This window comes from Aquiflexum sp. (assembly GCF_977115555.1).
The window spans coordinates 14,294-27,851 of the sequence record NZ_CDSBKL010000009.1 but is presented as its reverse complement, the minus strand read 5'-3'; the positions used below and the strand labels follow the sequence as shown (position 1 = coordinate 27,851).

7 protein-coding genes and 1 pseudogene are annotated in these 13,558 nt (G+C 42.6%); 4 read left to right on the top strand and 4 right to left on the bottom strand.

Annotated elements, in window-relative coordinates; genetic code table 11:
• Both ACZFYI_RS01345 and ACZFYI_RS01340 read left to right on the top strand, forming a co-directional pair.
• A pseudogene (locus ACZFYI_RS01345) lies at window positions 1-336 on the top strand (lycopene cyclase family protein); the annotation flags it as partial.
• A 112-nt stretch (window positions 337-448) separates the two neighbouring features.
• On the top strand, window positions 449-1,594 hold the full coding sequence (locus ACZFYI_RS01340) for an amidohydrolase family protein (RefSeq protein WP_462522322.1): 1,146 nt from the start codon (window positions 449-451) through the stop codon (window positions 1,592-1,594).
• Between the two features lie 107 nt (window positions 1,595-1,701).
• Here ACZFYI_RS01340 and ACZFYI_RS01335 read toward each other — a convergent pair whose 3' ends face one another.
• The 3 genes from ACZFYI_RS01335 to ACZFYI_RS01325 all read right to left on the bottom strand — a co-directional run bounded on the left by ACZFYI_RS01335 (window position 1,702) and on the right by ACZFYI_RS01325 (window position 5,555).
• Window positions 1,702-3,102 (bottom strand): MBL fold metallo-hydrolase RNA specificity domain-containing protein, encoded by a 1,401-nt coding sequence (locus ACZFYI_RS01335; RefSeq protein ID WP_462522321.1) that lies wholly within the window; start codon window positions 3,100-3,102, stop codon window positions 1,702-1,704.
• A gap of 209 nt (window positions 3,103-3,311) precedes the next feature.
• A complete protein-coding gene (locus ACZFYI_RS01330) occupies window positions 3,312-5,222 on the bottom strand; it encodes a PspC domain-containing protein (protein WP_462522320.1) in 1,911 nt (636 codons plus the stop codon).
• Between the two features lie 3 nt (window positions 5,223-5,225).
• Entirely contained in the window at window positions 5,226-5,555 is a 330-nt protein-coding gene (locus tag ACZFYI_RS01325; RefSeq protein WP_462522319.1) for a PadR family transcriptional regulator, read from the bottom strand.
• 393 nt (window positions 5,556-5,948) lie between these two features.
• Between ACZFYI_RS01325 and ACZFYI_RS01320 the strand changes: the two genes are divergently transcribed.
• Both ACZFYI_RS01320 and porU2 read left to right on the top strand, forming a co-directional pair.
• The gene (locus ACZFYI_RS01320) at window positions 5,949-7,061 is read left to right on the top strand and encodes a putative type IX sorting system protein PorV2 (RefSeq protein ID WP_462522318.1); all 1,113 of its coding nucleotides are present in this window, start codon (window positions 5,949-5,951) and stop codon (window positions 7,059-7,061) included.
• A 2-nt stretch (window positions 7,062-7,063) separates the two neighbouring features.
• On the top strand, window positions 7,064-12,091 hold the full coding sequence (porU2, locus tag ACZFYI_RS01315; protein ID WP_462522317.1) for a putative type IX secretion system sortase PorU2: 5,028 nt from the start codon (window positions 7,064-7,066) through the stop codon (window positions 12,089-12,091).
• Window positions 12,092-12,245: 154 nt separating this feature from the next.
• Here the strand turns inward: porU2 and ACZFYI_RS01310 are convergent, their stop codons facing one another.
• Window positions 12,246-13,550, bottom strand: a complete 1,305-nt coding sequence (locus tag ACZFYI_RS01310) for a DUF6515 family protein (protein WP_462522316.1) — start codon at window positions 13,548-13,550, stop codon at window positions 12,246-12,248.
• Window positions 13,551-13,558 lie beyond the last annotated feature (8 nt).

Below are 13,558 nucleotides of genomic sequence, written 5' to 3'. Positions count from 1 at the left end.
GGAGGACATACCAAAGCCTCAACAGGATATACCTTTGCATTTATCCAAAAGAAATGCAGGAGAATTGCAACAAATTTGGCGGAAAACGAGCTTCCTTTAGAGGGGTTGGATAGTAGGTTTGACAAATACTTACTTTTTGATTCCATCTTCCTGAGAGTATTAACGGAGAATAATATTCCTGCGTGGCGAGTTTTTAATGACCTTTTCGAGAAGCTTCCACCAAAAACGGTTTTTGATTTTCTGGATGAAAACACAGATTTATTGACCGATATCAAAGTGATGAACTCCACCCATATCCCGACTTTTCTAAAAGCTGCGCTTAAAGAGATTTTCTGATTGATCCAAATGATGGAATCGCCCAAATCCTGTTTTAAGATTCCGATAATCACAAAAGCCTTTTTTATTGCAAGGCAGAATTCCATATTTACCTTGACCAAAATAAATCCCTATGAAAACAAGCTTTTTCAATGCTCAAGGTGGTAAAACATTAATTGCCATATTATTCTTTTCCTTTGCTTTTGTGGGGATTGAATCCCTGGGACAGGAAATGAGTTTCGAGGAATATAATCCTCCATCGACATTGGTGGTTCCTCAAAACCCTGTCAAAAGAGCCAAATTCCCTTTTATTGATATCCACAGTCATCAGTGGAATGTGACCCAAGATAGGGTAAACCTTTTAGTCAAAGAAATGGATGAACTCAATATGGGAGTAATGGTGAATCTCAGCGGAAGGGGTAGAGGAGCTGCCGGAGATATAGATGGACAGGAATATATGTATTCCATGATCAGGAGATTTAATGGAGTTGCACCAGGCAGGTTTATCGTTTTTACGAATCTTTCTTTTAGAGAATTCGGTTCTCCGGGTTGGAGTGAAAAGGCTGTGGCGGATTTGGAAAAAGATGTTCAAAACGGTGCTAATGGACTGAAAATTTATAAAAGTTTAGGCTTATCCGCCAAAGATATCAATGGAGCCCGTATCCCGATAGACCATCCTGACTTGGATCCCGTTTGGAAAAAGTGTGGAGAATTAGGGATTCCTGTTCTCATCCATGCAGCTGATCCCGAGCAATTTTGGCAACCTTTGGATGCAAATAATGAGCGTTGGCTTGAATTGAAAATCAATCCAAACAGAAAAAGGAGTGATACTGATCCGGCACCTTTTGCCCAGATTATCGCCGAGCAACACCATGTGTTCAAGAAGCATCCCAGGACCACCTTCGTCAATGCACATATGGGTTGGATGGCCAATGACCTTGACAAAGCTAGTGCGCACCTTGATAAGTATCCCAATGTTTATTTTGGAATAGGTGCCGTCATAGCAGAGTTTGGCAGACAGCCTAAGCGTGCCAACCGTTTCTTTACAGAATATCAGGACAGGATCCTCTTTGCCAAAGATGCTTATAACAAAGAAGAATTCTATACCTACTTCCGTGTCTTGGAAACTGAAGACGAATACTTCCCTTACTACAAAAAATACCATGCCTTTTGGAGCATGTATGGCTTGGGCTTATCCGATGAAGTGTTGAAAAAAGTCTATTACAAAAACGCTCTCAAAATCATTCCCAATATCGATAAGAGCGGTTTCCCGGATTGAATTAATTGAATTTTGAATAGGAGCCTATCAGCAAATAACTTTTTAATGATAGGTTTGAAGTTCAAAATAAGCAACTGTGGACCAAGAACTGTTGGCTATAGACATCCTTAAATTCCCTCAAACAACTCAAAACTCTCCAAGTATTCGGGAATAATCGGATGCCAGTCCAATTCTTCTTTGAGCCGCAGAGCCAATCCTTCGGAGGCTTCTTTTTCCCCGTGGACAAGAAATACCTTCTTGGGTCTGGAAGTGAATCCCTCTGCCCATTCTATCAATTCTTCTTGGTCGGCATGGGCCGAAAGTCCTTCGATGTAGAAAACTTTTGCTTTGACTGGGACATCGATGCCATACATCCGGACAGTCTTCTCCCCATCCAAAAGCCTTCGGCCTCTTGTCCCTTCAGCCTGATAGCCGACGAAAATGATGCTGTCCTGCTCGTTAGGTAATCGGTGGTAAAGGTGGTGAAGGACCCTGCCACCTGTGGCCATGCCACTGGCGGAAATGATAATGGCATCCCCCCGAAGGTTATTGAGTGACATGGAAGATTCCTGGCTTTGGTAGTAGTGGAGGTTTTTGTGGAGGAAAGGATTGCAGTTTTCTTCCTCCAAAGCAGGTTTCAAGCGGTGATATTGGTGGAAATCCTTGTACATCTTGGTGACGTCAATGGCCATCGGACTATCGACATAAATCGGAATATCCGGGATTTTTCCTTTTTGCTGCAAAAGGTGTAAATAATATAAAATCATCTGGGTCCTGCCCACAGCGAATGCTGGAATGACTGCTACCCCTCCATTTCTAAATGTTTCCCTGATAGCCCTTCCAAGTTCCTCCTCGGGTTTGTGGTTTGATTGTTTGCGGTTGCCATAAGTCGATTCCATGAGAAGGATATCTGCAAAGGGGATTCTGGCAGGAGGGTTTAGGATTGGATCATGGTATCTACCCAAGTCACCTGAGAATACGATTTTCTTTTCCTGGTTTTCGCCTTTGACTTTGATTTTGAGAATGGAGGCACCTAGGATATGGCCTGCATTGAAAAAAGAAAATGATACCGAATCATTGATTCGTTCCTCAGTATCCAATTCCACCGGGCGGAAATGAGGGAAGACCTTTTCAGCGTCTTCTTTGGTATATAAGGGCTGGGGCTTTTCATGTCTGGAATAGCCCTTTTTTTGTGCATAGGCAGCTTCTTCCTCTTGCAGTTTTCCCGAATCAAGCAGCAGGATTTTGGTCAATTCCAAAGTAGGGAAAGTGCAGTATATAGGCCCTCCAAAACCTTCTTTGACCAATTTGGGAAGGTATCCTGTATGGTCTATGTGGGCATGGGTAAGAATTACCATATCAATTTCGGAAGGGGGGATGGGGAAACTGTCCCAATTTCGAAGGCGGTATTCCTTCATTCCCTGAAAAAGACCGCAATCTACCAGGATTTTTTGCTGATCGATTTCAAGCAGATACCTGGAGCCGGTTACAGTCTTTGCCCCTCCTAAAAATTTGAGTTTGACTTGCATGTTATTTTGGGTTTGTTGCTTATTAAAAGTACGATTTTTATGCGAGCCTGAAGGTAAAAATGGCCGATTTATTCCAATAGGAGGAAATATAACTTAAGATATAGCTAGCTTCCTGAAAGGAGTGTTTTTGGTAGCTTGACCTACAAAAAAAATGCAGGATACTTGTTGGTATCCCGCATTTGCATTGGTTGGTTTAGTCTTCTTTTGATTTATTTCATCATAAAATAAGTCCCTTCAAATTTAGCTCTTGACAGGCTATCTGCTTCAGAGGTTTTGCCGGCCTCATTACAGGTAAGGCAAAGAAGGCCGTTCTCATTGAAAACCCAGTGGTTTCGGGAATTGATATCTCTGGTTTTGTATCCATTTCGATGGATAGTATTTTCAATGATCGGGATGATTGATTTATCCATCACAAAAGGCCTGTCATATGGCATCTCCAAGTTGAGTTTGAGATTTTGGATTCTGAATTTATCCAAACCATTCAGGTTGATAGACCTTTCCAAGGTGAGCGTTGAATCAGCGACATTGTAGCTGTATTGGATGGCTTGTGCGTTTTGCAAAGCATCTGCTTTAGACTTGCCCCGTGCTTCAAAGTGTTGGAGTAAGATGGGTTCTGTTGCATCTGTGCCGTCAAGTTGAAGTTTTACCTTGTCAAAAAGGCCATCTTCAGCATCATTTTCAACCGATTTGAGGACTATCGTGCCAGGAGCAAAACTCAAAGCCTGTTCCACTGTATGGGTAGCTTCGGTCTTGAATGTGGCCACCACTTTTGGGATCTGGAAGGCACATAACCCTATGCTGAGCAGCCATAGACCCAAAGCTACCAATCCGAATCTTGCATCAATGATGCTCTTTTTGATCAGAACAGAAATACCTAGCAAGACGATTATGATACCTGGGATCAGCAAAACCACACTTGCTGAAATTGCCAGCCATACAGGTACGATTTCGGTAATCCATTCCATCGGGATGCTTTCCCTTATGCCTAAGTATACGTCATTTCCCGGAGCGATTCCGAAGTAAACACCAAGTATAATTAGAGGACTTATTGTGATGGCCATACCGATGATGAATATGATCAATCCGAAAAAGACCCTGATGACAGCGAGCAAGAATGAACCTAAGGGCCCCAATGCCTCACCGAGTGCGTTGATCACTTTTCCAAGAACCCTGAAAGGAGTCAAAAGGATTTTTCTGGCCTGACTTTCTTCCTTGGGAATAATAGGGTTTTGGTTTTCCTTGATCGTGGTCTCGATGTTGTCCAAGGTAATTGCCCCACCTTTCATTTGAATACGTTCGGTGATCGATTTGGCCACCGGAGTGATAATCCATAGGATGATGTAGATCACAAATCCTGATCCTCCGGCAAATATCAATCCTATGAACAACAATCTCATCCATATTACCTCGATGCCAAAGTAAGCTGCCAATCCACTTGCGACACCCCCTAAGGTTTTGTCGTCCGGGTTACGGTAAAGTTTTTTGATGTTTTTGTCCTCAGGCTCATCGTAAGATACAGGCAGAATTACCCACAATACGATATAAGCGATGATCGCAAAGAAGCCGAATGAGAGACTGAAATTGAAGTTCCAAGGAAGGAAATCCCATCCCGGACTTCCAAGTTTCAGGTTGCCGCTAAAGATCAGCAAGATTGCAACCAACCTGGTCCAAAGAGGATCAATGGAAAGGTAATTGGCGAGGCCTGCACAGACACCCCCAAGGATCTTGCGGTTTTCTAACCTTGTGAGTTTTTTATACCCTTTGGTATTTTCATTGGGAGTGATGTGTTTGTAATAATCATACTCCTCCTCGGCATCGGCTTTTTTCTCCTCAGGATTTTCGGACAATTCCTCCTCGATCGCTTTGAAATCAGCAATTGTTCCCATTTTTTCGATCAGGCTGTTCACGTTTTCGGCAGTGATGACCTGCTTGTTGTTTTTGAGATTGCTCAGAAAAATCTCAGCAATCCTATTTTCGATATCAGAGATAATTTCCTGATTGTCCGCATAATGTGAAAAATGCCTGTTGATCGATTCAAGGTATTTTTTCAATGTGGTATAACCATCCTCTTCTATGTGAAAAAGGATCCCACTGATGTTGATGCTTATTGTCTTTTTCATGGCTTATTTCTTTGAGGTGATTAATTGGGTAGAATTTACCAGGGAATCCCAGGTTTCATTCAGTGTCTCTAAAAACCTTGATCCTTCTTCGGTAATGGAGTAGTACTTACGGGGCGGCCCGGATTCGGACTCTACCCATTTGTACGAAACCAATGAGGCGTTTTTCAGTCTGTTCAGCAGAGGGTACAAAGTACCTTCTACCACGATCATCTTGGAATCAGTAAGTTCTTCTATCATGTCAGAAGCATATACTTCCCCTCTTGCGATGATATGCAAAATGCAGAACTCCAGAAGTCCTTTCCGCATTTGTATCTGGGTGTTTGAAGCGTTCATTTTTTCTAAGTGGTTTAGTTACCTAAGGGCTTGTCATTTAGCTCCGACACGCCTCTTTTCCCATGATCACTTAGAAAAACTGTACCAAAGTGTAAAACAGTACCTTGCATTGCAAGCTGTGTTTGTATAAAAAGGTACTGGAAAATTGAAAAAAAATAAAAAAAGTTGATTTTTTTTCAATAGGGCCATTTTTTGGTTAAAAGTTGACCAAGAGATTTTTTTTGGGCTTGACCTGCAAAAAGGATTTGGGGAAAAACAGGTGTGGCTGAAATGGACAATTTTATGTACGCTTCCGAACATGTTTTTGGCCCTATGTGCCTTTATATTTTTGATTGGGAGGCTTTTTCCTTAGGTTTTTCTTTTTACTTTGCATCATAATTTAATACATGATAAATGGTGATTATCAGGTGTTTTATTGGAATAGTATTGTTTTTTAGCGTAGCCAAGCTTAATGCCCAAACACTAACACCCAAGTATTCCAATGAATTCATGAATATAGGTATAGGCGCACGGGCCCTCGGAATGGGGGGCGCCCAGGTATCCTCTGTCCGGGATGTGACAGCGGCTTATTGGAACCCGGCAGGTCTGATCGGTATCCGTCATCAGCATGAATTTGCGATGATGCATGCGGAGTATTTTGCAGGGATAGCCAAGTTTGACTACCTCGGATACAGTACAAGCATTGATATGGACAATTCCATCGGAGTATCCCTGATCAGGTTTGGTGTAGATGACATTCCTGATACAAGATTTTTATATGATGCCAATGGTGCTTTGAATTATAACAACATCCAATTCTTCAATGCGGCTGATTATGCCTTGATGCTTTCTTATGCAAGGGACGTCAGTGATGTTTTCAAAATCGGCTTCAACGGAAAAGTAATCCATAGGAACGTAGGTAAATTTGCTCAGGCTTGGGGTTTTGGATTGGATGTGGGTGGAATATTTTTGTTGGAACAATGGCGCTTTGGCTTCATGCTACGCGACATCACTACTACTTTTAATGCCTGGTTTCACAATGCTGACATGGTAAGAGACATCTATGCCCAGACCAATAATCAAATCCCTGTCAATTCCATTGAACTGACCTTACCCAGGGCGATATTCAGCGTGACAAGGGATGTAGAGATTAATGAGGAATTCAAGATGCAGGGTGTGTTGGACTTGGATTTTACTTTTGATGGCAGAAGGAATACCTTGGTGAGGACAGGATTGGTCAGTGTGGATCCTAGATTGGGTATAGAAGCTTCTTACCGAAACATGGTTTTCTTGAGGGCCGGGGGGAGCAATGTGCAGCGGATCAAGGATTTTGATGCGACATATTATACTTCTTGGAAGCCAAGTTTTGGGTTGGGAGTTTTTCTCAATGAAAAGTTTCAGATTGATTACGCGCTTTCAGATATTGGTGGAATCTCTCAAACTCCCTATTCACATGTTTTCAGTGTCAAGGTCAGTTTGAAAGAAAATGAACAGAAATTTAGATTGAATAAAGGCTGGGAATATTAATAATGGTAAGAAGAATCTTTTTTTCGGTGGCAGCAATGCTATTTTCTACTTTGGCTTTAGCCCAAAGTGAATGGATAGACTTTGACCAGACCTATTATAAAATCCCGACTTCCTCAGATGGGATTTACAGGCTTAATTTCACTTCACTTTCCTCCTCCGGGATCAATCCCAATGTCATAGATCCACGCAATATCCGAATTTTTCACCGGGGTGAAGAAGTGGCGATTTATGTACAGGGACAGGAAGACGGTAAATTTGATCCGGCGGATTATATTGATTTTTATGGCAAAAGGAATGATGGTACGCTCGATGTAAAATTTTATACTAACCCTTCCCATTTGGGAAACACTATGTATAATATCCATAATGACACCACTGCTTTCTTCCTGACTTTGTCTCCGAATATTCAGGGAAAAAGGATGGCAAGAAGACAGGGAACAGACCCTTCGATTCCTTTGCAGACCAATTACCAAACCATCAGACAGGTTGTCTACTCAGAAAATTATAACCTTGGACAGATATACAGTCCCGGTGTTTATCTCACGGATTTCGAAGAGGGAAGCGGATGGGTCAGTTCTGCCATCACCAAAAATAATCCCAGAACAGTTATTCTTTCCGACCTAGGTCAAATACCGGCTATCGGGAATGTCCAGTTGGAATTAGGACTTACCGGAAGGTCTCCAACTCTCCACACCTCCATCATCAGTGTGGGGCCAAATTCAAGCAATTTAAGACAAGTGGCTTCCTATGATTATTCAAATTATCAGGCAATCCACCAAATCGTCGGGCTTTTGCCATCTGATTTTAGCGCAAATGGATCGATTGCCATCCGGGTCGCATCTGCCGGTCCTGGGGCTACTGACAATGTTTCTATTGCCTATCTCAGGCTGACATACCCCAAGGTGATAGCCAATGGAGATTTTACAGAGGAGATTTTTATTTCCGGAGCTGAAAATGGCCGGATCCAAATAGGCAACGTGCTTTCGGATTACCTAGCCTTGGAAGTATCTGATCCTGTCAACCCGAGCATTGTCCCCGTATCCAAAGCCGGTAATCAGGTAAGCTTTGTCGCGGGTATCGCAGGAGGACCGAGTAAAATTTTGGTAGAAAATCAATTGAACATCAACAGGATTGCCACCATGACACCTGTGAAGTTTAGGAATTTTCTGAGCCAAAAAGCAGATTACATTGTATTGTCACATAAGACCCTGAGAAGACCCTCTTCTACCTACGCAGATCCTGTCAAAGCCCATGCGGCCCATAGGGCTTCCCCTGAAGGAGGAGGATATGATACTTTGGTGGTCAATATCGATGATCTTTATAATCAGTTTACTTTTGGAGAAAAGACACCTTTGGCGGTATATGAGTTCCTGAGGGCATATTATCCTATCCACAAACCTGACTTTCTCCTCATGATAGGTCGGGCAATGGGAATTTTTTCTACGGCAAGATCCAATGGAGTGAATTATTTCTACAGACAAAATCCTTCTGTTTTCCAGTTTCAGGATCTTATCCCGCCTGCCGGATATCCTTATGCTGACAACAATTATACGATGAAGCTCGATCCTGAAAATCCGAGTATGGCTGCTATTTCTATCGGAAGAATCCCTGCCCGAAACCCGAATCAGGTGGCTGCCTACCTTGATAAAGTAAAGGAAAAAGATGCCCTTGGAGTAACAGAGGATTGGCAAAAAGAAGTGGTACACCTCAGTGGGGGTGTTTCAGCATTTGAGCTGAACAGGTATTTCAACTTTTTGAATGGCTTCAAGAATATCATTGAAGGTCCATTTATGGGAGCGAATGTCACTACCTATCGTAAAAGGTCCAACTCTACGATTGAATTGATTGATATTTCTGGAGATCTCAATAGGGGAGCGAGTTTGGTTACTTTCTTCGGTCATGGATCTCCGTCTTTTATTGACATCGAAATCGGTTTTGCATCTGATCCTTCACTGGGATATGCCAACAAGGGCAAATATCCTATGTTGTTGTTGAACGGCTGTGATGCAGGTAATTCCTTTGGGAATGCCTATACTTTTGGCGAGGATTGGGTTTTGACGCCAAATAAAGGAGCAACGAATTTCATGGCACATGCCAATATAGGTGTAGATGTCTACCTGAGGAGGTATAGCGAATCTTTCTATATCAAGGCATTTTCTGATTCTACTACCATTTACCAACCAGTCGGCATTGTGAGGAGAGAAGCAGAGAAGTGGTTTTTTGATCGGTATGGTTCCTCTCCGGTCAACAGGTCACATGCTGAACAGCTCGTCATGTTGGGTGATCCTGCGGTAAGGCTTTTCCCTGCAAATAAAGCAGATTATTCTGTTGTAGAGCCTGATGTGACTTTAGGAAGCTTCGGAGGGGAGACTTTCAATGCATTGGCCGATTCTCTTAAATTTTCTTTCGTCCTAAAAAATATCGGTAGGGTAGATTTGGATTCTCTTAATTTCAAAGTCTCCAGAAGATTGCCTGACGGTACCCAGATCAATTATCCATTGGTCAGGATTCCTGCGGTATACAGAAAAGATACCATTGACTTCACTATTCCGAATACAGGAATCCAAGCCTTTGGGGACAATATTTTCACTTTGGAAATCAATCCATCGAGAGTAATTCCAGAGATGACATTTGGCAACAATGCCGTCACAGTGACCAAATTCATCCCACTAAGCGGCACTATTCACCTAATCCCTGAAAATTTTGGGATTGTAAATGCAACTGAAATCAATCTAGTCGCACAGATTCCGGGCAAATCTGTAGAACCCAGAAACCTCGTCATTCAACTCGATTCGGCAGCCAATTTTTCCTCTGCTATCAGGAGGGAAACCAGAATTACGACCTCCAATTTGGCTAACTGGAATGTCAGTTTGTTCCAAAACATCCCCCAAAGGGACTCAGCTACATTTTATTGGAGGTCAAGGTTTTTGGATCCTCGGGAAGGTGAAAGTCAGGAGTGGACAGAAGGAAGTTTCACTTTCATTTCCGATGGACCTGAAGGATGGATTCAAAGAAAACTTCCTCAGCTAGAAACCAATCAGCTCAATAATCTTGAAATAGATCCTTTAAAGCGTCAGTGGAAATACAAGGATACCAAACTGGATATCGGTGTATTCACCTTTGGTAACCAAACCGACAGTTTGACTTTCAGAAATACCCAATTCTACCTTCAGGGTGTTCCATATATTATCGATAATGTCAACAATGCCAACTCAAGACTATGTCCTGATGGGTCTTTGGGTTTGGTGGCTTTTGAGCAAAGATCCCTGACGCCTTTTTTGGTGATTCCGGTTCCGGGATTTGATATTTTGGATGGCAGGAGTTGTGGCAGGGTGCCCCAAGTAATTCAATCTGTGCGCAATGCATGGATTACCCAACCTGGACAAAGGATGCTGCTAGACTATATTGACGGTCTCAAAGAAGGGGATTATGTGGTGATTTTCTCTGTGGGAAATGTAACTTATCAACAATGGCCTGATGCTGTTTTTGAAAAAATGAAAGAAATCGGTGCCAACGAAGCAGTGCTTAGAAACTTGAAAAACGGCGATCCTTATATTCTTTATGGCAGAAAAGGGATGAGGCCAGGAGAAGCTGTGGAGGTTGTTTCACAACAGAATATCGAGTTGGAGACAAATCAGCAAATCGTTGAATTTGAAACCGAAATACAAGGCTATCTTTCTTCTGGTAGCATCATCACACCTAGGATTGGGCCTTCATCTGAATGGAAGCGGTTCTTTAATCAGGTCAATGCAAGAGATTGGTTCAATGAAGAACTGGCTTATTTTGATGTGATCGGGGTAAAACCAAACGGGGAAGAACAAGTGCTCTTCAATGAAGTACAGGATGGTGAGATTGACCTCTCGAGTGTCAATCCGGCTTTATTTCCTTTTCTGCGGTTAAAGTATGCCATGGAAGATGAGCTTTCTACCGCACCTTCTTACTTGGATAAATGGCAGGTAAATTATACAGGTGTACCTGAAGGAGTCTTGATTTTCAATGGAAAAGAGGAAAAATTGAGCTTGCAGGAAGGTCAGGTAGTAAACCTCAGCTTTGAATTTGTGAACATTTCCCAAATGGATTTTATGGATTCTTTGTTGGTAGAGTGGGAGTTTAACAATACCACGTCCAAGAAATTTGAGAAATTCTCCAGAAAAATCCCTGCTGTCAAATCCGGCGAAAAGTATGGATTCAATATTGAGTTCAATTCAACTGGAAATGGTGGGGATATTCAGGTGGAGGTATTTGCCAATCCAAGGATAATCCTGGAGCAGACTTTCAGGAATAATATTATCAATCTTGGGACTTATTTTAATGTGGTTCCTGATCAAAACAATGCCATTTTGGACGTTAATTTTGATGGGGTCTATATCCTGGACGGAGATATTGTTTCTCCTACAGTGATGATTACTTCGATTCTCAAGAATGATAAATCCCTAATCCTCAAAAAGGACACCTTGGGATTGGAGATATTCCTTAAGAAACCTTGCGAGAACTGTCAATTTGAAAAAATCAACTTCTCTTCACCTTTGGTAACTTGGACTGAAGCGACAGAGAGCAGTAGCTTCAAAGTGGAATTCCGTCCGGGACCTTTGGAAGACGGAATTTATACCCTGCGCGTCATGACGGAGGACTTGGGCGTAGACAAACCTTATGAGATCAACTTTGAAGTAATAAATGAGTCCACCATCACGAATTTCTATCCATACCCAAATCCGTTTAGCAGCAGTACAAGGTTTGTGTTTACAGTAACAGGAAACGAAGTGCCGGACCAGATCAAAATCCAGATCATGACCGTGTCTGGAAGGGTAGTCCGTGAAATTCTTCAGGATGAACTCGGCCCAATCAGGATAGGGAATAACATCAGTGATTTCGCTTGGGATGGAAGGGATGAATTCGGAGATCAATTGGCCAATGGGGTATATATCTACAGGGTTTTGGTTCGCAAGGATGGGCAATTCGTGGAACTCCGGGGCACTGCAGGTGACAAAGCTTTCAAACAGGGATATGGAAAAATGTATTTATTGAGATAATGAAATTCAAAAGAAAAGAGGGACTTAAATTACCTTCTTATTTTTTTGTATTTTGAATGTGCCCGAACAGTGAACTAAAAACAGTTAAATTAAAAATGCCTATTTCTGATCAGAAATAGGCATTTTTATTATAAAATAGGGGATTTAAGATTTATCAACCTTCCTCTTCCTCATATTCCAAAAATACAATTTCGTACATGTTCTTGCCATTGACCTGTACAGGCTGAAAATAGGTTTCCCCATACCTGACGAGTGTTCTATCTCCAATTTTCACTTCTTCTCCTCCTTCGGAAAGATTTTCCACTAAAGCTCCGGCGGTAGGGGGAACAACTACATAGCCATTGGAGGTTTTTTCATAAAATGCTCCTCCCCAATAATAGTTGACTTCATTATCTTCCAAATTGACTATTTCGTAATTATCCGGAATAGAACTCACTTCCGCCCCAATGGGTGCCGGTACCACTACCCAACCTTCATCATCTTTTTGGTAAAATACCCCATCTGCATATTGGAATTCATTGACGACATTGGTCACGTTAGTCACGTTAGTAATATTAGTTTCATTGGTGACATTGGTAACGTTGACCACTTGGGCTTGAGGAGGAGGCATAGGCATCCAAAATCCCCAAGGATGCCACATAGGACCCCAAAAGAATGGTCTGAAAGGGAAAAAGAAAAATGGATGGAAAGCAAAAACCCGCATACCTCCCCACATAAAAGGTGGTCGCATCATCATGGGACTCATTACATTGACCCTTACCACTGTATTTCTTTGGGCATTGATATTTATATTGTTGTTGTTCCCGATATTGATATTATTGTTTCCGCCTCCTGGTCTGTTACCTCCGCCCGGTCTGTTTCCGTTTCCTGCCCCTGGCCTGTTTCCATCTCCCACTCCTGGATTTCTTCCTCCATCAGGACGATTGGAAGGTCTGGTTCCGGTTGCAGTTCCTGTTCTGTCAGATTCTCTGTTTCCCGCTCTGCTTCCAGATGCACTTCCTTGGCTTGCTGACTCGGCCCCTGGTCTGCTAACTTGGTCTCTGCTTTGACGTGAAGAATTGATTGACCTGTCTCCGTTAGCTTGACCACTGCTGACGTTTCTGTCGGGTGATCTTTGTGCGCCACCATTGATGGAGCCTTGGGAAGAAGACCCTGTTGAGGGTCTGTTGGCAGGTTGTGTGCTTCGATTTGAGGGAGGAGTTGCCTGCCTTGTAGAGCTTCCACCACTTGGTCTGGAAGCTGCCCCACCACTTGGTCTTGATGCAGAACCAGTACTTGGTCTTGCGGCGGCTCCACCACTTGGCCTAGAAGCAGAAGCTCCTCCTCTAGGTGCAGCGCCCCCTCTGCTTCCACCACCATGGCTCATCCTTTGAGCCAAAAGACCGTCTGGATTTATAGCTAGGAAAAGCATCAAAATAACAATGCCTACAAATTTTGAATATTTTTGGATCATCTTCATGGGATTAC